Here is a 19,895-nt window from a genome sequence, read left to right on the forward strand (position 1 = left end):
GGTAACATGTTACCGGTAACGATTGAAAATGTGAAGTCTGCCACAGACTGAGCAAACCCATAGTCACCTGGGCATATGATGTTGAGCCCTTGCCATAAATCTAAATAAATCATAAAGATATGGTTTGCCGACGGATCGGCAAGGTGTCACGACTGAACTTGGAAAAAGGAACGCATAACAATGTCTGACCTCTCCCTGATCATGACAGCCGCCGGCTCCATTGTGCTGCTGCTCTTCCTGGTGATGAAGGCCCGGCTCCACGCCGTGGTAGCCCTGATCCTGGTCTCCATGGTGGCGGGTCTCGCCGCTGGCATGAACCCGGCCGATATCGCCAACACCATCCAGAAAGGGATGGGTGGCACCCTCGGTTTCGTCGCCGTGGTGGTGGCGCTGGGCGCCATGTTCGGCAAGGTGATGGAAGTGACCGGTGCCCTCGACCGGGTGGCTCACACCCTGCTCGGCAAGTTCGGCGTCAAGCGCGCCAACTGGGCCATGGCCCTGACCGGCTTTGTCTGCGCCCTGCCGCTCTTCTTTGATGTGGCCGTGGTGCTGCTGATCGGCGTCGCCTTCGCCATCGTCCGTCGTGGCGGCGGCAGCGTGGTGAAGATTGGTATCGCCCTGCTGGCCGGTATCGCCACCTGCCAGGCCTTCCTTATTCCGGCGCCGGGCCCGATCCTGGTCGCTTCCCAGCTGGGTGCCGACTTCGGCTACATGATCCTGTTCGGCCTGATCGCCGCCGTACCGGCGCTGATCCTGGCTGGCCCGCTGTTCGGTGACTTCATCAGCAAGATCGTCGATGTGCCGCTGCCTGCCGATGCCCAGAACAGCGTCCACGATGACAGCAAATCCCTGCCCTCTTTCGGGCTGGCCATGGGTCTGATCGGTCTGCCGCTGCTGCTGATCGGCCTCAAGACCATCGTCGGTCGCTTCGTCGAGGCGGGTTCCACCCTGCATAACTGGCTGGAGTTCATCGGCCACCCCTTCACCGCCATCATGGTCGCCTGTCTGGCCGCCTTCTATCTGCTGGGTATTCGCCGCGGCATGTCCCGTGACGAGGTGATGAGCGTCTGCAACAGCGCCATCCAGCCCGCCGGTGTCATCATCCTGGTGACCGGTGCCGGTGGCGTCTTCAAGCAGGTACTGGTTGATTCCGGTGTGGGTGCCGCTCTGGGCAACATGCTGGCCGACTCCGGTCTGCCCATCGTCGCGCTGGCCTTCATTCTGGCCGCTGCGGTACGGGTGATTCAGGGCTCTGCCACCGTCGCCATGCTGACCGCCTGCGGTCTGGTGCTGCCGATGCTGGAGCCGCTCGGCCTGAACGGTGCCCAGCTGGCTGCCGTCACCATCGCCATCGGCGGCGGTGCCATCGTGCTCTCCCACGTCAACGACTCCGGTTTCTGGCTGGCCAACCGCTACCTCGGCCTGACCGAGAAGCAGACCCTGCAGACCTGGACCGTGATGGAAACCATCATCGGCACCACCGGCGGCGTGATGGCGATGATCATCTACAGCTTCCTCTGACAAGGAGGAAATGCTGACAAAAAGGCCTCACTCGTGAGGCCTTTTTCATCTTTCTGATGATTCTTTCTTTGGCTGAGAGGGCGAGATTGCTAGAATCGCCTATTCATCGCTCCGAGTGGAACGCTTAACCCCGTGATTTCAGGTTTATCTATGCATTCATCGGCCCATTATCGACAACTGCTGGCGCGCCTGCCCCAGATCGCCGTCGCAGCGGATCAGTTTGAAGTGCTCTATAGCGCCCAGGATTTCAAACGCCGCATTCTTGCGCTTATCGCCAGTGCCACCCGGCGCATCTATCTGGTCGCGCTCTATCTGCAGGATGACGAAGCAGGCCGGGAGATCCTCTCCGCCCTCTACGCCGCCAAGCAGCTCAATCCGGCCCTCGACATCAAGCTGTTCGTCGACTTCCACCGTGCCCAGCGCGGCCTGATCGGCAAGGGCAAGCAGGGCGGCAACCACCTGATGTATCAGGCCATGGCTGCCGAACACGAGCACCAGATCGAAATCTACGGCGTGCCGGTAAAAGGGCGCGAGCTGCTCGGCGTGCTCCACCTCAAGGGCTTCATCTTCGATGATGTGGTGCTCTACTCCGGCGCCAGCCTCAACGACATCTACCTGCATCAGCAGGATCGCTACCGCTTCGATCGCTATCACCAGATTACCAGCCCGGAGCTGGCCCGCAGCATGGTCAACTATGTGGATGACCTGTTCGTGAAGAGCGACGCGGTGCAGCGACTGGATCACAACGATATCCCCAGCGCCAAACAGCTGAAGGGGCCGATCCGTCGCTTCAAGCAGAACCTGCGCCAGAGCCAGTACCGCTTCAGCACCATGCCGGTCAACACCCAGGAGGTGGCTGTAACCCCCATGGTGGGTCTGGGCAAACGCAACAATCAGCTCAACCTGATGATCCGCAATCTGGTGCGCGCCACCGAGCGGGAGATCTTCATCTGCACTCCTTACTTCAACCCGCCCAAGGAGTTGAGCAAGGATATCGAGGATCTGCTGCAGCGCGGTTGCAAAGTCACCATCGTAGTGGGCGACAAGACCGCCAACGATTTCTTCATTCCGCCGGAAGAGAAGTTCTCCACCATCGGTGGCCTGCCCTATCTCTACGAGACCAACCTGCGCAAGTTTGCCGAGCGCAACCAGCGCCACATCGACGACGGTCGCCTCAACCTGATGCTCTGGTGTTGCGAGCGCAACTCCTACCATCTCAAGGGGATATTCGTGGATGACGAGTGGGCCCTGCTCACCGGCAACAACCTCAACCCCCGCGCCTGGGCACTGGATCTGGAGAACGGCCTGCTGGTACACGATCGTCGCCACCTGCTGCGTCCCCAGTTCAACGCGGAGCGGGAGAACATCCTGACCAACACCAAGCGGATCAGTCACTTCGATCAGGTGGAACAGATTCAGGACTACCCGGAACAGGTGCGCAAGCTGCTGGGACGGATCCATCGGGTCAAGGCCCATTTGCTGCTCAAACGCATCATCTGACCTTGGGCGCCATGCGCCCGCACCTTGCCTGTAGGCAACCGCACAGAGGCCTCCCGTTTTCGGCAGGCCTTTGTTATATCCGCCGTTTCCCCTACGTTGGCGGCCCTGCCAGCAGCAACTCGGCTTGCATCGGCCCCTCAACAACCCCTATCATCTGGACATATTTACAGTGTTTTCGGGCATCTAATTGATGAAATTGGATAAAATTCCTCTCGATAGCCTCAAGGGTGTCGGCAGCAAGATGCAGGAGAAGCTCGAGCGGCTGGGGCTGGCCACGGTACAGGACCTGCTGTTCCACCTCCCCCTGCGCTACGAGGACCGCACCCAAGTGTGGCCCATCGGCGATCTGCCGCCCGGCCTGCACGGCGCCGTCGAGGGCGAAATCCAGGACACTCAGCTGGTGATGGGGCGCCGCCGCATGATGGTCTGTCGCATCAGCGACGGTACCGGCACCCTCACCTTGCGCTTTTTCAACTTCACCGCCGCCCAGAAAAACAGTCTGGCGGCGGGCCGCCTGATCCGCTGCTTTGGCGAGGTGCGCCCCGGCAAATACGGGCTGGAGATGGCCCACCCCGAGTACAAGCTGCTCGGCGAGGAGCAAGCCGGCCAGACCGAAGAGGCGCTCACCCCCGTCTACCCGACTACCGAAGGGCTGCGCCAGCTCACCCTGCGCAACCTCACCGATCAGGCGCTGGCCCAGCTCGACCTCTATGGCGTGGAGGAGCTGCTGCCCGCCGGCCTCTATCCCCACCAGATTGAGCTGGCCGCCGCCCTGAAGCTGCTGCACCGCCCGCCCCCCTCGGTGGCGCTGCCGCTGCTGGAAAGCGGCCAGCATCCGGCCCAGCAGCGACTGGTACTGGAGGAGCTGCTGGCTCACAACCTCTCGGTACTTAAGGTGCGCGCTCAGGCGCAAACCCAGCTGGCTCGCGCGCTCAAACCGGCGCCCGAGCTGGTTGAACAGCTGCTCGGCGCCCTGCCGTTCAAGCCCACCGGCGCCCAGAGCCGGGTAGTGACCGAGATAAGTAAGGATCTGCAACAGAGCCACCCCATGATGCGGCTGGTGCAGGGGGATGTGGGCTCTGGCAAGACCCTGGTCGCGGCGCTGGCCGCCCTGCAGGCTATCGGCAACGGCTGTCAGGTGGGGCTGATGGCGCCGACCGAGCTGCTGGCAGAACAGCACGCCATCAACTTCGCCAAGTGGCTGGAGCCGCTCGGCATCGGAGTCGGCTGGCTGGCGGGCAAACAGAAAGGCAAGGCGCGGGAAGAGTCGCTGGCCGCGATCAAAGATGGCAGCGTCAAGATGGTGGTGGGCACCCACGCCATCTTTCAGGAGCAGGTGGTGTTCCAGCGTCTGGCGCTGGTCATCATCGATGAACAGCACAGATTCGGGGTGCATCAGCGCCTCGCCCTGCGCGAGAAAGGGGAACGTGAGGGGGTGCATCCCCATCAACTCATCATGACCGCCACCCCGATCCCCCGCACCCTGGCGATGACCGCCTATGCCGACCTCGATACCTCGGTCATCGACGAACTGCCGCCGGGCCGAACCCCCATCACCACAGTCGCGCTGCCCGACAGCCGTCGCGGCGACGTGATCGAGCGGGTCAAGCTCGCCTGCACCGAGGGCAAGCAGGCCTACTGGGTCTGCACCCTGATCGAGGAGTCGGAGGTGCTGGAGTGCCAGGCTGCCGAGGATACCGCTGCCGAGCTGCAGAACCTGTTGCCCGGTCTGCATATCGGGCTGGTGCACGGCCGGATGCGGCCGGTGGAGAAACAGCGGGTGATGGAGGAGTTCAAGGCAGGCATACTGCAACTGCTGGTCGCCACCACCGTCATCGAGGTGGGGGTGGATGTGCCCAACGCCAGCCTGATGATCATCGAGAACCCGGAACGGCTTGGGCTGGCGCAGTTGCACCAGTTGCGTGGGCGGGTTGGCCGGGGGGCGGTAGCCTCTCACTGCGTGCTGCTCTATCATGCCCCCTTGTCCAAGACGGCCCAGAGCCGACTCGGGGTGCTGCGGGAGACCAACGACGGCTTCCTCATCGCCCAGCGCGATCTGGAACTGCGCGGCCCGGGGGAACTGCTCGGCACTCGCCAGACCGGTCTGGCCGACCTCAAGATCGCCGATCTGGTGCGGGATCAGCCGCTTATTCCGCAGGTGCAAAAAATGGCGCGCTTCCTCATGGATAGGCACCCAAGCCATGTCGAACCCTTGATTCGCCGTTGGCTCGGCTTACGGGATCACTATTCCAATGCCTGATCGAGGTAGATGCAGAAGATGGGCACATCTCCTTATGGATAGGCACCCAAGTCATGTCGAACCCTTGATTCGCCGTTGGCTCGGTCTGCGAGACCACTACTCAAACGCCTGACAACACATCCCAAAACAGGAGGAAAGCAACCATGAATTCCTGGCTACGCGGCCTGCTCTACACCTTCGCCTTCCTGCTGCTCTTTGTCTGGGTTGCCCTCGGCCTGTTCGACGCCGAACGCGCCAAAGGCCCCATCGCCAGCTGGATCAGCCAGCAGACCGGTGTACCGGTCACCATAGGGCGGCTGGTATTCAACCCGCTCCACCCCTACACCCTGCTGGCAGAGCAGGTGCGCTACGGCGATGCGGTCTCCCTCGACAAGATCTATCTGGAGATCGAAAGCATCGACTGGCTGAGCCGCGACGTGCGGATCGCCCACCTAGATCTGATCCGTCCCGCCATCAAGCTGCCGCTGCCCAACCAGCTGCCGAGCCTGCCGGTGCACTCCCTCACCATCAGCGACAGCACCATAGACAGGCTCAGTCTGGAAAGCCCCGAGCTGACCCTGCGCGGCCTCAATGCCACCCTGAGCGACTGGGAGCTGATCGATCCGAAACGGCAGCCACAGGCCAACCTGAGCCTCAATATCGGCCAGCTGGAGACTCCGCAGTTCACCTTCGCCCGTCTCAACCTGCAAGGACAGCTGGAAGGAGAAGTGCTGCGCACCGACAAGCTGGTGACCAACCTGTTCGACGGTCTGCTGGAGACCGGCATGGTGCTGGACTGGCCCGCTCGTACCCTGCAACTGCACGATCTCAAGGCGCGCGGCATGCGGGTGGAGCTGGGGGATCTGACACAGCAAGGCTTCCCGCAGCGCTTCCCGTTGCAAAGCGTGTCGCTGGATCGCGGTCAGTTGGACGGCGTCAGCCTCAACGACATCAATCAGGAGCTCTCCTTCAACAACTTCAGCGGCCAGCTCACCGCCTTCAACTGGCAGGCGGGCAACCAGCCCACCGGCTATCTGAGCGGCACCCTGGGGGACATGGGCCGTGGTCTGTTCCAGCTGGAGGAGATCAAGGGCAAGCTCGCCTTCTCGCCCCAGCAGATCGACGGCGAACTGCAGGGCAAGGCCTATGAAGGGGAGTTCAATGTCGAGCTCTCCCTCGATACCCAGCAGCAGAAGCTGACCCTGAAAGACGTGGCGCTAAGCGGCATGGATATCAGCCTGCCGCAAGGGTGGTGGCAGGATTGGCAGAGCTGGCGCCCGCAGCAGGTCGATATCCGCAAGCTGGCGTTCGACAAGCTCAAGGTGCTCTCCTTCGACGATACCCTGCCCCTGTCGCTGACCGGCTGGCAGCTCTATCTGAGCGATCTCGCCCTGCGCGATAACCAACCCGGCCCGCTGCTCGGCCGTGCCCGTATCGAGAGCAAGTGGTTCGAGCTGGTGTGGGATGGCCTCAGCGCCCGCAACGGTGAACTGGATGGGGAGCTGACCCCCAGCTCGTGGCAGTTGGGCAAACTCACCAGCTCGCTGCCGGATGAGGGCACCCTCAGCCTGAGTGGTCAGTGGGGCCGCGAACCGGGCCAGGGCAGCCGCCTGCAGTTGCAGGCAACCAAGCTCGATCTGCAGCAGTGGGGCAAGATATTCCACTCCCCTGTCTCGTTCGCTGGCAAGGCGGACGTGAGCGCCGATCTGCAAGCCGAACATGGCAAAACGGCAGGCGAGTGGCGCCAAACCCTGCAGGGCAGCTTTGCCCTCGATGCCGACGAGCCGTTCTGGGACAAGGTGAAGATAGATCCGCTGCTGGATGAGTGGTTCAAGGGAGCGACCCCGCCCACCCTGACGCCGGAACAGCTGTGGCAGGCGATGCAGGAGGGTGACACCCCCTTCTACCGCATCAAGCTGCAGGGCAAGATCGACAAGGGGCAACTACAAGTCGAGCAGGCTGGCGCCTCCACCATCACCCATCTGCTGGCGCTGCAAGGTGGGATCGATCTGGTCAACGAGCAGTGGCAGCTCGATCTGGGAGTGCTCAATGGCAACCGCTGCGCCGAGCTGCTCGGCCAGTGGCGCGGGCCGTTGACGGAACCCACGCTGGCCTGGAGCTTCCCGCAGAAGCAGGACGCCTGCGGCTGGGAAGTGGGAGTACGCTATCCGCCGCAAGGCAACAGCGCCCCGCTCTGGCGACCGGCTCCCGCACCGAAAGCCCAAAACCAGGCCCAAGTGCAGACCCAAGCCGGGCAGACAAGCGAAAGCCAGCAAGGGTAAAAACAGACAAGGCCTCATGATGAGGCCTTGTTGTTTGATGGGGAAACGACGCGGTTACTGGCCCGGACGGCGGGGCGGCTGCACCACGTAGTGGCCGCAGAACTCAGCCGCCAGCTTGCTGCCGCTGAACAGCTGGATCTTGAGGCTGAAGGTGGCAGGCTCCCCCCGTTTGAGCGGCTGCAGCACGGCGGGCATCCCCTCGCGGGCCACTCGCGCCTCGGGCTCCTCATCGACCGGACCATGATATTTGATGGTGCTCTCGGCCAGCACCGGCTCGCCCACCAGCCCCTCCTCTTTAAGCTGCAGCCAGATCAGCCCCCAGCCCGCCAGCACGCACTGGCTGTAGACACTGCCGGCGAACATGCTGCCATGCACGTTGAAGTTGGCCGCCAGATTGGCCTTGAGATGGAAGGTCTGGCCGTCGTAGTGGCTGATGTGCATCCCCATCTTCTCGCTGATGGGCACCCCGCGTGACCAGCGGGTGGTGAGATCCTGACACCACTCCGGCCGGTACTGGATAGTCTGCAACGGGCTCAGGGATTTGATCATCTGGCGATGGGGAATGCGACCAAATGAGACAGGGCCACCCCCCACTTCGAGAAAACCGCACTTGCGATAGAACTCCACCGCCTCCTGACGGGCGTTCATCACCAGCCGTTTCACCTTCTCGCTGCGGGCCAACTGCTCGAGATCTTCCACCATTTGGGCACCCAGCCCCTGGCCGCGATATTCGGGCCGCAGCGCCATAAAGCGGATCTGTGCCTCGTCGCCGCCGATAAAGAGGCGGCCCACCGCGATGGGGGTACCATCGGGTGCCAGCATCAGCCGGTGAATGGCGACCGAGTCGTATTCGTCCCGCTCGGAACCGACGGGCAGATTGAAGGGCTTACGCAGAAGTTCCCAGCGCAACTGGTAGTAGGCATCCAGCTCGGCTGCCGTTTGAGGGGTGACTACCCGGTACATAGTTTCATCCTTGAGTTACACTGGTCGGAAACCATCTTGCCGTGCAAATTCATGGACTTCAATCTGCAAGCGTACCAAGCCGATCACTTGTTGCACCTCAGCGTCAAACCCCAGCGCCGCCTCACGGTACAGGAAAATGACCAGCACCGCTGGCTGGAGATAGACGGCGTGGTGCAATCCGCCATGTCGCTCGCCAACCCCGCCACCCTCTGTCTGCCCCATCAGCGGGTCATCGCCTGCCTGCTGCCGGAGCGGGCTGAGCAGATCCTCGAACTGGGGCTGGGTGGCGGCGATCTCACTCGCCATCTCTGCCAACGCTGGCCCGATGCCCGCCACGAGTGCGTCGACCTCGACGAAGAGGTGCTGACCGTTTATCAGCAGTTTTTCCAGCATCAGGAGAGCGATGAACGCGCTGCTCCGGCACTCCATCAGGCCGATGCCCTCGCCTTTTTGGAGCAGAGCGAACAGCAGTACGATCTCATCCTGCTCGATCTCTTCAGTCAGGATGGCAACCCGCTGCTGCTGTTTCAGGAGCGGCTCTACCGGGCGCTGGCTCCCCGCCTCTGCGGCACTCTGGTCATCAACCTGCTGCCGCGCACAGAACTGGAGCTAACCCACGCCCTGACACTGATCGAACAGTGGATTGGCCCGGCCACCCCCTATCCGGTTGCGGGGCTTATCAACGTGATCGTCCACGTCACACCGCGGGACGAGACATCCTCAGACCTGTAGCCAGAAGGTCGTCGGCCCCTCGTTGACCAGCGCCACCTTCATGTCGGCGGCAAAACGGCCGGTTTCGGTCGGGATGCCGCTGGCGGAAGCCTTGGCCACGAAGTAGTCATAGAGCCGCTCGGCCTCGCTCGGGTGAGCACCGCAGGAGAAGCTGGGACGCATCCCTCGCTTGGTATCCGCCGCCAGCGTGAATTGGGAGACAACCAGCAGACTGCCGCCGATCTGGCTGACATTCAGGTTCATCTTGCCCTCCTGATCCGGAAAGATGCGATAACCACTGACCCGATGCAGCAACTTGTCGGCCTTGGCCTCATCATCCCCCTGCTCCACCCCGAGCAGCACCAGCAATCCCTGACCGATGGCGCCGGTCACCTCCCCCTCGACAGTCACGCTGGCCTCGCTGACCCGCTGAATCAATGCAATCACATCCCTCTCCTTTGAAAACAGAACGACCGCCCCCTCGCAGGGGCGGTCGTCGATGCTACCAATAAACTGGTGGGCAAGGCGATGGCTTAGCCAAGCTCCTCACTCGCCGGTTTCTCATATTCACCGAGGCAGGCCGTGGTTTCAGCCCCCAGTAGCACCACCAGCCAGCTGAGATAGACCCAGACAAACAGGATCGGGATGGTAGCCAGCGCGCCGTAGATGGCCTGATAGGAGGGGAAGTTGGTGATGTAGATGGCAAAGCCGCGCTTGGCCAGCTCGAACAGGGTCGCCGCTACCAGCGCACCGATAAAGGCGTGGATCAGCCGCACCTTGCAGTTCGGCACCACGGTATAGACCAGCAGGAAGGTGAGCACCGAGAAGAGGAACGGCAAACCCCGCAACAGCAGATAGCCGATGCCGAACAGGCTCTCGGCGCCAAACAGCCGCAGCGAGAAGATATAGGAGGAGATGGCGATACTGGCCCCGATAAGCACGGGCCCCAGGGTGAGGATCATCCAGTACATGGCAAAGGCCTGCGCCAGCGGGCGGCCCTGGGTCGAACGCCAGATGTAGTTGAGGTTCTTGTCGATGGCGGAGATCAGCATCAACGCCACCACCACCAGCGCCCCAATCCCCACTGCCGTGGTGTTGGTGGCATTGGCGACGAAGCCGTCGATGTACTCCTTGAGCATATCTCCCGCAGTCGGCACAAAGTTGTGGTAGACGAACTGCTCCATCGCCTGCTTGAGGCTCTGGAACACCGGGAAGGCGGACATCATGCCAAAGACCACTGCGATCATCGGCACCAGTGAAAGCAGGGTGACATAGGCCAGATAACCGGCGGTAACCGTCAATCTGTCCTGCTGGAAACGGCCCCAGACAAACTGGGCAAAGTGGCGACCATCATGGCGCAAGAAGGAGAGGACGTGGGCCAAACGGCCGCTGACAGGCTGCTGCATCTTGATTCTCGTTAGCGTCATAGTGGCAATATTGTGTCAGAGGAGAGCGCTGTTTGACCACCTTTGTACCCGATTTGCCTCCATCTACCCCAACCTGTCGCCCGGCTGGCGTCTCTGGCTGTCGTCAGAAGCAGAAATCAAAACGGCCCCGCTATGGGGCCGTTTGCAACGCCGGATTACAGCATGTAGTCCGCGGGCAGCTCGATGCGGGCAATGCCGGAGGCCACCGCCGCCAGCGCCACGGCGCGGGCTACGCGCGGCAGCAGACGGGCATCCATCGGCTTGGGAATGACGTAATCCTTGCCGAAGGCGAGCTCGCTCACCCCGGCGGCGATCAGCACCTCGACCGGCACCGGCTCCTTGGCCAGCGCACGGATCGCCTCGACCGCGGCAATCTTCATGGCATCGTTGATGCGGCTGGCACGGGCGTCGAGGGCACCGCGGAAGATGAAGGGGAAGCAGAGCACGTTGTTGATCTGGTTCGGGTAGTCGGAGCGGCCGGTGCCCATGATGAGGTCGCTGCGCACCGCGTGGGCCAGCGCCGGCTTGATCTCCGGGTCCGGGTTGGAGCAGGCAAAGATCACCGGGTTGGGCGCCATCAGGGCGACCGCTTCGGCGGGCAACACGTCGGGGCCTGAAACACCGACAAACACATCCGCCCCTTCGATGACATCCATCAGGGTGCGCAACGGGGTCTCGTTGGCGAAGCGCTGCTTGTACTTGTTGAGATCGCTGCGGCCGGTGTGGATAACACCCTGACGATCCAGCATGAAGATGTTGTGCGCTCTGGCGCCACACTTGATCAGCAGATCCATGCAGGCGGTGGCGGCAGCCCCCGCCCCCATGCAGACGATGCGGCTGTCACTGATCTGCTTGCCCTGCACTTCCAGCGCGTTGAGCAGACCGGCGGCGGTGACGATGGCGGTACCATGCTGATCATCGTGGAACACCGGTATGTCGCAGCGCGCGATCAGCGCCTCTTCAATCTCGAAACACTCCGGCGCCTTGATATCTTCCAGATTGATGCCACCGAAGGTATCGGCGATAGCCGCTACCGTGTCGATGAACTGCTGGCTGGTCTCGTGCTTCACCTCGATGTCGATGGCGTCGATACCGGCGAAGCGCTTGAACAACAGGGCCTTGCCTTCCATCACCGGCTTGGAGGCCAGCGGCCCCAGATTGCCCAGACCCAGAATGGCGGTGCCGTTGGAGATGACGGCCACCAGATTGCCCTTGCCGGTATAGCGATAGGCATCGGCCGGGTTGGCGGCGATCTCGCGCACCGGCTCGGCAACACCCGGGCTGTAGGCCAGCGCCAGATCGCGGGCGGTTTCGGCAGGCTTGGTCAGGGCGATGGCAATTTTGCCCGGTACAGGCAGGGCGTGGTAATCGAGTGCTTCTTGACGCAGATCGGACATGGGGGACCCCGATGTGGTTGGTGCAAATGAGGTGCCGACAGGGGGCACACAGAAGGGCGGGGATCATAAAAGAAAGCAGGGGGCATTCCCAGCAGATCATGCTACCGCCAGCCAGATCAGACCAGTTATTTCAGCACCTTACCCCACTCACGCCTACCACTTTAGTTATAGATCCTGCTGCGTGGGGTAAAAATGGCGCAAAAAGGGCGGCAAGTTGGCCTTGCCGCCCTTTCTGTCAGAGCTGTAGACCTGACTCAGTTGCCCAGATAGACCGGCAACAGATTTGCCATCGACAGGAAGTGGAACAGCGCGGTCGCCAATCCGAACAGGATCAGCAGCCAGGCCATCAGCTTGCCGCCGGGGGTGACGAAATGGGGGGTCACTTCGCCCCGCTCGGCCCGCGCCCGAGTGCGCAGCACCAGCAATGCCGGGATGATGCAGGTCCAGATGGTGGCGGCGGCACCGGCATAGCCGATGGCCAGCAGGAAACCGAACGGGAAGAGCAGGGAGAGCACCAGCGGCGGTAGGAAGGTGACCGCCCAGGTCTTGCAGCGACCGGCGCGGCTGTTGTCGAACTTGAACAGATCAGCCAGATAGTCGAACACCCCGAGCCCCACTCCGATAAAGGAGGAGAGGATGGCCGCCATGGAGAAACCGTTGATGGCGCTGGCAACCTTCTCCGATTCGATCACCCCTGAAAGCGCGGAGAGCAGCACACTCACGTCACCCCCCTTGGCAATCACCGGAGCAAAATCCTGACGGGGCAGGTTGCCGAAGATCCCCAACAGCCAGAGCACGTAGAGCGCCAGCGCGATCAGGGTTCCCCCCAGAATGGCCCATCTGGCCTGCTGCTCGTTCTGGTAATAGGCACGCAGGGAGGCCACCGAGTGGTGATAGCCGAACGAGGTGAGCGCCACCGGCAGCATCGCCATGGCATAGGGGGCGTAGCGACTCTCGCTGCCCGCCAGATCGAGCAGGGTCGGCAGCTTGATACTGCCGAGCAGCCCGGCCACACCGAGGGCGAAACTGAGGATCATGAAGGCGATCAGTACCACCGAAATACGGTCAACGGCGCGAGTCGAGTGCCACACCACCGCAGAGAAGAGCGCCACGAACAGCACGGATGCAAGCTTGCTGTCGATCCCCAGTATCCCCTGCAGAATGGCACCGGAGGAGGTGATATAGGCGTAGAGCAGAATGCCGCCAACAAAGTAGACCGAGAGGTTGTTGAGGAGATTGAGCTTCTCCCCCAGCAGCTCGCGAGTCACGGTATTGAAGGAGACCCGCATATCGTGGTGCTGGAAGGATTCCAGCAGCATCCAGCCGGAGAGGGTCATCATCACCATGGTGACGGTCAGCGCCAGCACCGACCAGAGGGTCCAGGCCCCTGCCCCCGAACTCGGCAGACCGAGCATGCCGGCTCCCACGCAGACGCTGGCAATGATGCAGGCGCCCCCCAAAATTGACGGTTTTTTCTTCATAATCCCTTCTTTTTCTGACTGATTATCTATCCGCGGTAAACAAGACCGCGGCATGATGCCAGCCTTTGCCATGAGACGCCTACCACTATCTGCCATAACCGGGCATGGCCGCCGCATAAAAAGTGCCCCGAACGGGGCACTCTATCAGCGGAAATGATGTGAAGAGGGGTTAATCCATCACCGGGATACCCGCTCTCGCTTCGGCCTGACGGGCGATGGCTTCGGTCATGCCCTGAAAGATGAAGAGGTGAAACGGCAGCATGGCGAGCCAGTAGGCCAGCCCCCAGGCGCCCTGCGGGTGCCAGTGAGCGGTGACCCGGATACGGGTCAACCCGGACTCCTCCGGCAGGATGTTGAACTCCAGCCGCCCGACGCCCGGGGCCTTCATGTTGAACAAGAGATCGAGCCTGCGCCCCTCATCCACACCGAGGATCTGCCAGGAGTCGAGCATGTCCCCCTTCACGAAGCGATCGGGATTGGTGCGGCCACGGGTGCGGGCAGGGCCGCCGATCAGGTGATCCATCCATTCGCGCACCACCCACAGCTCATTCATGTAGAAATAGCGCTGCTCACCCCCCAGCTGCTGCAACACCTGCCACACCACCTCGGGAGAGGCGAGACAGATGGCATCGCCGCTGGCAGTACGGTCATAGAAGCCATATTCGGGATGGCGCCAACGCAGGCCGAGCGGCGTCTCCTGCCCCTGCTGCTCGGCACCCAGTTTCTGCTCCAGCGCCAGACTCTCCGCCAGCGCCTCGTCGAAGCTGAGCAGGGTCTGCGGCAGCAAGGCACGCAGTGGGCCGTCGTCGGCCGGGATATCGTGCTTGAGACCGCCCACCAGCGCCTTGGCCACCGGTTGCGGCACCGAGGTAACAAACTGCAGCCACCAGGCGGAGAGGCGCGGACTCAGAAACGGGATGGGAATGATGGGGCAGCGCTTGCCGATATGGGCGGCGAACTTCTGCAACTGCTGTTGATAGCTGAGCAGCTCGGGGCCGACCGCGTTGAAGATGAGCCCATCCACCTCGTCTGCCTCTACCAGCCCGCCCAGATAGTGCAACAGGTTGGACAGCGCAATCGGCGGCGTGCGCGAGCGCACCCATTTGGGCGTCACCATCATCGGCAGGTTGAACACCAGATCCCGCATCACCTCGAACGCCGCCGAACCGGGCCCGATGATGATGCCGGCGCGCAGCTCCACCGTCGGTACGCCGGAGTCACGAAACAGCTCGCCACAGTGGCGGCGGGAGTTGAGATGACGGCTGTTGCACTGCTCCGGCTGGATCGCCCCAAGATAGATGATGCGGCGCACCCCGGCGGCGCGGGCAGCGGCAGCGAAGTTCTTCACCCCCTGCTGCTCCAACCGGTGAAAATCGGCCCCCGCCCCCATGGCATGCACCAGATAGAAGACGGTATCGATGCCCGCCAGCGCAGGCAGCAAGGTGATCGGCTTGAGGCTGTCGGCGAGGCGAAACTCGACTCCCTCAGGCAAGCGGCAGGGACGGCGCGCCCCGGCAATCACCCTGTAGCCCAGCGTTTGCAGGTGGGGCACCAGATAGGAACCGATATAGCCTGCCGCCCCCATCACCAGACAATTTCTCATGTAATTCTCCCTATCCTCACCGATGCCGCTTGTCAGCCAGAGTGCGCAGCGCTACCTGAAAATGTTCAACTAGAGCGCCACTATCCAGTCTCTTGCCATCCTGCCACGCCACCACCTTGCAACCTAGTACTAACCACCTCCCTGATTAGTCCGATTTGGTGTTAAGCCCTGCTCATTCGCTGGTCGATAACTGACCAGATGTATAGCGCCGAGGGCGAACGTATGCGCATCGATCACTACGACCTCCAGGGGGAGGTGCAATACCGGCAACAACAGACCCAGAGCCGCAAGGTGCGCAATCTTGCGCCAGTGCCACCCGTCGTCAATCCACCGGAGGACAACAACGCGGCTGCGGCCGGCGAACGCAGCAGCACCCTGACTCTCACCAGCGCCCTGACGCTGCAAACCACGAGGCAATCGGCCGCCAGCCAGCAAGCGGCAACACCTCCCGCCCCGCCAGCAGCGGACGTCGGCAAAGAGCAGGATGGTATTCCCGACGATGGACTGGATAACCGCCAGCGGCTGATCAAGCTGATGATCGAGGCGATGCTGGGCCACGAAATCGAGCTGCCCAAGCCGATCAACCCCTCCGAAGAGGGAGGTGATGGAGTGACCCAAGGAGATGCCGCGGCTCAAGCCGCCGAGCCGGATCAACTGGTGGAGGTGACTGACACCCTGCTGCAACAGGAGCAACTCAACGTGGTGGCATCGGCCAGCGTAGCGACTCGGGATGGTCAGACTATTCAGCTCGATCTCGGCTTTGTGCTCGACTGGCGCCAGCTGGAGGTGAGCCAGCGGCGCACCACCCTCAATGCCCTCAAGGATCCGCTGGTACTCAGTCTGGATGGCAAGATCGCCGACCTGACCGAGGCTCGGGTCACTTTCGATATCGATCAGGATGGCAAAGAGGATAGCCTGCCGGGCTTGAGTGAAGGGAGCGGCTTTGTGGCGCTGGATCGCAATGGCAACGGCACCATAGACGATGGCGGCGAGTTGTTCGGGGCCCGCTCCGGCAATGGCTTCGGCGAGTTGGCCACCCTGGATGAGGATGGCAACGGGGTGTTGGATGAGGGGGATAGCCAGTTTTCAGCCCTGCAGTTCTGGCATCCGGAGCACGCACCTATCGCACTGGTCGAACTGGGGATCGGCGCCATCCTGCTGCGCCCCCTCGACACCCCCTTCAACCATCTGGGGGAGAGCGGCAGTCAGGGGGTGCTGCGCCAATCCGGCCTCTATCTCACCGAACAGGGTAAAGGAGGCTGGGTGCAGCAGATCGATCTGCGGGTCTGAGCCTTGAAATGAAATCACCCATCGGTCGCTGACGATAACTGCCAGCGACCGGCGCCGGTGCCATCAACTCAGCTCGGTGGGGTCGATATCCAGACTCCAGCGCACCCTTTTGGTCTCGGGCCAGCCTTCCAGCTCCTTAACCGCCCAATCCAACAGTTGGGCCAGCGGTGCCCGATTCGGCCCCTGCACCAGCAACTGCATGCGAAACTTGCCCGCCTTGCGCTCCATAAAGCCGCTGATGGGCCCCAGCACCTGAACGTGGGGATAGCGGGCTCTGCGCAGGGTATCGGCGAGGCGGGCGAGGAACAGCTGCACCTCGTCACGACCGTTGGCCTCGGCGCGGAACAGCCCCTGATAGCTGAACGGCGGTAGCCCCAGCAGACGGCGTTCTTTCAACGCCGTATCGGCGAAATGGCCGTAACCGTTCTGGGTCAGATCCTGCAGCAGGGCGTGCTCCGGATGGTGGCTCTGCAGCACCACCAGCCCGGGTTTGCTGGCGCGACCGGCACGGCCCGCCACCTGGGTGTAGAGCTGGGCCAGCTTCTCGGCGGCGCGAAAATCGGCGCTGAACAGGGCACCATCCACATCCAGCAGACCCACTAGCGTCACGTCCGGAAAGTGGTGGCCCTTGGCCAGCATCTGGGTGCCGATCAGGATCTTGTACTTGCCCGCCTTGATGTCGCCGAGATGGGTCTCCAGCTCCCCCTTGCGGCGGGTATTGTCCCGATCGATGCGCACTACCGGATATTGCGGGAACACCGTGGTAAGCAGCTGTTCCAGCTGTTCGGTGCCCACTCCCGATCCGATCAGCTCGTTGCTGCCACACTCGGGGCAGTGGTGTGGCAACGGGCGCACGCTGTCACAGTGGTGACAGTGCAGCCGTCGTCCGGCCTGATGCCAGGTGTACCAGGCATCGCAACGCTCGCAGGCGGCGCTCCAGCCGCACTGGTGGCAGATCAGAGCCGGGGCATAGCCACGGCGGTTGAGAAACAGCATCACCTGATTGCCCGCCGCCAGATGCTCTGCCATCAGCTGCTCCAGTTGGGGGGAGAGCCCGGCCTGCAGCCGCACGTTCTTGATATCCAGGATCACCTGACGGGCGGTCTGGGCGTTACCGGCACGGCGAGTCAGGGTGAGATGGTGATACTTGCCGGTGCGGGCGTTGTGCAATGTCTCCAGCGACGGGGTGGCCGAGCCAAGCAGGATGGGGATACCGGCACGATGAGCCCGCATCACCGCCAGATCCCGCGCGTGGTAGCGAAAACCGTCCTGCTGCTTGAAAGAGCCGTCGTGCTCTTCGTCGATGATAATGATGCCGAGGTTGTGAAACGGGGTGAACACCGCAGAGCGGGTGCCGATCAGGATGGCGGCACCGCCGTCGCGACAGGCGAGCCAGGCATCGAGCCGCTCCCTGTCGTTCATGGCGGAGTTCATCGCCACCACCGGCACGTTGAAGCGGCGGCGAAAGCGGTTGATGGTCTGCGGGGTAAGGCCGATCTCCGGCACCATCACCAGTGCCTGCTTGCCCGCCTTGAGCAACGGCTCGAGGATGCTCAGGTAGACCTCGGTCTTGCCGGAACCTGTGATGCCATCCAGCAGGAAGGCGCCGAACTTGTCGCTCTGGCTGGTAACGGCAGAGACAGCCAACGCCTGTTCGCCATTGAGGCGCAGCCCCTCCCCCGGCTCGAAGCGGGCAGCCCAATCGCCATCGTGGCTCGGCTCCAGCGAACGCTTCTCCAGCAGCCCCTTCTTCTCCAGCGCGGTGAGAGCTGCGCCCTGGATCTCCTCCTGCTTGAGGGCGGAGGGGGTCTGCGGCCCCTTGCGCAGCAAGGCGAGCGCTTGCTGCTGCTTGGCCGCCCGCTTGAGCTCGTTAAGGTCGATGGCCATGCCAGCCTCGGTGGCAAACCAGAACTCCAGTTCACGATAAGCGGCAGGCTCCCCCTTGCGCACCAGCACCGGCAGGGCGTGGGGCAGCACCTCCCCCAGCGGATGCTGGTAGTAGCTGGCGCTCCAGTTCATCAGCGCCAAAATATCCGGCCCCAGCACCGGAGCCGTGTCCAATACCCGTTTGATGGGCTTGAGCTTGTTGCGGGGCACCTGGCTGTCAGCCGGATGATCCACCACCAGCCCGACCAGGGTCTGGGGACCGAAAGGGATCTCGACCCGGCAACCGGGGGCAGGTAACGGCAGGGGAGAGAGATAGTCGAAGTGACGGCGTAACGGTACCGGGACAGCGACACGAACCAGATCCAGCGTTTGGGAAGAATTCACCAGGGGTTGCCTATTTTTTCTGCGAAGCCACTTGCCTGATCTCAGGCATTTCCTATATTATTCGCAGCCTTTGAAACTGTGTTCAACAATCGTGTGGTGTCCGACAAGAGATCGGATGGCGACACGGCCTATTAATTGAGGTTGTCCATGAAAGCTGGTATCCATCCTGACTACGTAGCCATCACCGCCAAGTGCTCTTGCGGTAACGTCATCAACACTTTCTCTACCATCGGTAAAGATCTGAACCTGGACGTGTGCTCCGAGTGCCACCCGTTCTACACCGGCAAGCAGAAAGAAGTTTCTAGCGGCGGCCGCGTAGACAAGTTCAACAAGCGTTTCGGTGCGATGACCACCAAGAAGTAATTTTACTTCTGAAGAATTCTGAAAAAGGCGCCCATCGGGCGCCTTTTTTACGATCCCTGTTTTTCATCCTTCATGTTCCCGCAGCCAGACGCACTCTCCCCTACTGGCCAAATCCTTTGGAACGACGCAAATAGACATACCCCTCACCAGGGCTGCCCCAGCGCGGGCTCCCTGCGTTGTCATAGGCGCGATCCAGCAGTCTGACACTGTCGGGGCCAATCCAGATATGCTGCACCAGCGTCGTGGCACCGCCAAAATCGGTGGAGCAATGGCCCACCCGGGTGTGACCGGCATATTCGCCGGAGGGAGTGCGTGTCAGCCAGATCTCGCAACCGTGGCGCAAGGAGAGCTGCTGCGGGGTCAGACTGTCGAGCAGGGCGGGATCATGCCAGGCACCGGCAAAATCGGTGGCACGGGGCATGGTCAGCTCTGCCATCAGGATCCGCCCGTCAGGGGCGGGGGAGAAGCGATAGATGCGCTGGCGGAAGGGACGGACGGAGCGCAGACTCAGGTACTGCTCGGCATAGACCCAGCGATAGCCCTGATAGCCGGGCCAGATCTCCATCAGGCGCAGCTCGGCACTGGTAAAGCGGCTGTCGTAACTGGCCTGCTCCCGGCTCGTAAAGGCCCCGTTGAACCAGCTGAGTAGCGGCTCCATACCGGGCTTGAGTGGGGTAGCCTGAGGCGCCGGCCCTGCCAACACCAGACAGGAACAGAGCAGCCCGAATGCGGCCACCAGCAACTTTGCCATCGAATCCTTCCGAATCATCATAGTGGCGGCGATTATATGAGCGAATTTCCCCAATAACAGCCATTACGATCAAATCATTGCCACTCTGGTGTAAAA

At 62.1% G+C, this 19,895-nt stretch carries 15 protein-coding genes; 7 read left to right on the top strand and 8 right to left on the bottom strand.

Going from position 1 to position 19,895, the window contains the following annotated elements:
* Nucleotides 1-180: 180 nt before the first annotated feature.
* The 4 genes from gntU (at nt 181) to BN1139_RS11700 (ending at nt 7,542) form a co-directional block, all read left to right on the top strand.
* A complete protein-coding gene (gene gntU / locus BN1139_RS11685; protein WP_005355418.1) occupies nt 181-1,521 on the top strand; it encodes a gluconate transporter in 1,341 nt (446 codons plus the stop codon).
* Nucleotides 1,522-1,671: 150 nt separating this feature from the next.
* Nucleotides 1,672-3,021, top strand: coding sequence for a CDP-diacylglycerol--serine O-phosphatidyltransferase (gene pssA, locus BN1139_RS11690; protein ID WP_005355420.1), 1,350 nt, complete (start codon nt 1,672-1,674; stop codon nt 3,019-3,021).
* 190 nt (nt 3,022-3,211) lie between these two features.
* A complete protein-coding gene (gene recG / locus BN1139_RS11695) occupies nt 3,212-5,281 on the top strand; it encodes an ATP-dependent DNA helicase RecG (protein ID WP_005355423.1) in 2,070 nt (689 codons plus the stop codon).
* A 143-nt stretch (nt 5,282-5,424) separates the two neighbouring features.
* Nucleotides 5,425-7,542 carry an AsmA family protein gene (locus BN1139_RS11700; protein ID WP_005355429.1) on the top strand — a complete coding sequence of 706 codons (2,118 nt, stop codon included), beginning with the start codon at nt 5,425-5,427 and terminating at the stop codon, nt 7,540-7,542.
* 54 nt (nt 7,543-7,596) lie between these two features.
* Here the strand turns inward: BN1139_RS11700 and BN1139_RS11705 are convergent, their stop codons facing one another.
* On the bottom strand, nt 7,597-8,505 hold the full coding sequence (locus tag BN1139_RS11705) for a bifunctional GNAT family N-acetyltransferase/hotdog fold thioesterase (protein ID WP_005355431.1): 909 nt from the start codon (nt 8,503-8,505) through the stop codon (nt 7,597-7,599).
* A 51-nt stretch (nt 8,506-8,556) separates the two neighbouring features.
* Here BN1139_RS11705 and BN1139_RS11710 point away from each other — a divergent pair, with 51 nt between their 5' ends.
* Entirely contained in the window at nt 8,557-9,237 is a 681-nt protein-coding gene (locus BN1139_RS11710; protein WP_005355433.1) for a spermidine synthase, read from the top strand.
* On the opposite strand, the gene dtd is transcribed toward BN1139_RS11710, so the two are convergent.
* The 5 genes from dtd to BN1139_RS11735 all read right to left on the bottom strand — a co-directional run bounded on the left by dtd (nt 9,226) and on the right by BN1139_RS11735 (nt 15,124).
* A complete protein-coding gene (dtd, locus tag BN1139_RS11715; RefSeq protein WP_005340662.1) occupies nt 9,226-9,663 on the bottom strand; it encodes a D-aminoacyl-tRNA deacylase in 438 nt (145 codons plus the stop codon). The two genes, BN1139_RS11710 and dtd, sit on opposite strands and share 12 nt — an antisense overlap.
* An 86-nt stretch (nt 9,664-9,749) precedes the next feature.
* Entirely contained in the window at nt 9,750-10,622 is an 873-nt protein-coding gene (locus BN1139_RS11720; protein ID WP_005355435.1) for a virulence factor BrkB family protein, read from the bottom strand.
* A 176-nt stretch (nt 10,623-10,798) separates the two neighbouring features.
* Nucleotides 10,799-12,040, bottom strand: a complete 1,242-nt coding sequence (locus BN1139_RS11725; RefSeq protein WP_005355437.1) for a malic enzyme-like NAD(P)-binding protein — start codon at nt 12,038-12,040, stop codon at nt 10,799-10,801.
* 254 nt (nt 12,041-12,294) lie between these two features.
* Entirely contained in the window at nt 12,295-13,521 is a 1,227-nt protein-coding gene (locus tag BN1139_RS11730) for an aromatic amino acid transporter (protein ID WP_005355439.1), read from the bottom strand.
* A gap of 169 nt (nt 13,522-13,690) precedes the next feature.
* A complete protein-coding gene (locus BN1139_RS11735) occupies nt 13,691-15,124 on the bottom strand; it encodes a DUF2867 domain-containing protein (protein WP_005355441.1) in 1,434 nt (477 codons plus the stop codon).
* A 198-nt stretch (nt 15,125-15,322) separates the two neighbouring features.
* Between BN1139_RS11735 and BN1139_RS11740 the strand changes: the two genes are divergently transcribed.
* Nucleotides 15,323-16,414: a hypothetical protein gene (locus tag BN1139_RS11740; protein WP_041202828.1), complete on the top strand. Its 1,092-nt coding sequence runs from the start codon at nt 15,323-15,325 to the stop codon at nt 16,412-16,414.
* 63 nt (nt 16,415-16,477) lie between these two features.
* Here the strand turns inward: BN1139_RS11740 and priA are convergent, their stop codons facing one another.
* Nucleotides 16,478-18,685: a primosomal protein N' gene (gene priA / locus BN1139_RS11745; protein ID WP_005355445.1), complete on the bottom strand. Its 2,208-nt coding sequence runs from the start codon at nt 18,683-18,685 to the stop codon at nt 16,478-16,480.
* A 147-nt stretch (nt 18,686-18,832) separates the two neighbouring features.
* Here priA and rpmE point away from each other — a divergent pair, with 147 nt between their 5' ends.
* Entirely contained in the window at nt 18,833-19,048 is a 216-nt protein-coding gene (gene rpmE / locus BN1139_RS11750) for a 50S ribosomal protein L31 (RefSeq protein WP_005340673.1), read from the top strand.
* Between the two features lie 100 nt (nt 19,049-19,148).
* Here the strand turns inward: rpmE and BN1139_RS11755 are convergent, their stop codons facing one another.
* Nucleotides 19,149-19,799: a chromophore lyase CpcT/CpeT gene (locus BN1139_RS11755; protein WP_005355447.1), complete on the bottom strand. Its 651-nt coding sequence runs from the start codon at nt 19,797-19,799 to the stop codon at nt 19,149-19,151.
* Nucleotides 19,800-19,895: the final 96 nt, after the last annotated feature.

The sequence above is a fragment of the Aeromonas veronii bv. veronii genome (assembly GCF_000820225.1).
GTDB lineage: Bacteria > Pseudomonadota > Gammaproteobacteria > Enterobacterales > Aeromonadaceae > Aeromonas > Aeromonas veronii.

Coding starts and splice junctions, on each gene's coding strand:
- gntU (WP_005355418.1), top strand. CDS start 181: ATGTCTGACCTCTCCCTGATCATGACAGCCGCCGGCTCCATTGTGCTG.
- pssA (WP_005355420.1), top strand. CDS start 1,672: ATGCATTCATCGGCCCATTATCGACAACTGCTGGCGCGCCTGCCCCAG.
- recG (WP_005355423.1), top strand. CDS start 3,212: ATGAAATTGGATAAAATTCCTCTCGATAGCCTCAAGGGTGTCGGCAGC.
- BN1139_RS11700 (WP_005355429.1), top strand. CDS start 5,425: ATGAATTCCTGGCTACGCGGCCTGCTCTACACCTTCGCCTTCCTGCTG.
- BN1139_RS11705 (WP_005355431.1), bottom strand. CDS start 8,505: ATGTACCGGGTAGTCACCCCTCAAACGGCAGCCGAGCTGGATGCCTAC.
- BN1139_RS11710 (WP_005355433.1), top strand. CDS start 8,557: ATGGACTTCAATCTGCAAGCGTACCAAGCCGATCACTTGTTGCACCTC.
- BN1139_RS11720 (WP_005355435.1), bottom strand. CDS start 10,622: ATGCAGCAGCCTGTCAGCGGCCGTTTGGCCCACGTCCTCTCCTTCTTG.
- BN1139_RS11725 (WP_005355437.1), bottom strand. CDS start 12,040: ATGTCCGATCTGCGTCAAGAAGCACTCGATTACCACGCCCTGCCTGTA.
- BN1139_RS11730 (WP_005355439.1), bottom strand. CDS start 13,521: ATGAAGAAAAAACCGTCAATTTTGGGGGGCGCCTGCATCATTGCCAGC.
- BN1139_RS11735 (WP_005355441.1), bottom strand. CDS start 15,124: ATGAGAAATTGTCTGGTGATGGGGGCGGCAGGCTATATCGGTTCCTAT.
- BN1139_RS11740 (WP_041202828.1), top strand. CDS start 15,323: ATGTATAGCGCCGAGGGCGAACGTATGCGCATCGATCACTACGACCTC.
- rpmE (WP_005340673.1), top strand. CDS start 18,833: ATGAAAGCTGGTATCCATCCTGACTACGTAGCCATCACCGCCAAGTGC.
- BN1139_RS11755 (WP_005355447.1), bottom strand. CDS start 19,799: ATGGCAAAGTTGCTGGTGGCCGCATTCGGGCTGCTCTGTTCCTGTCTG.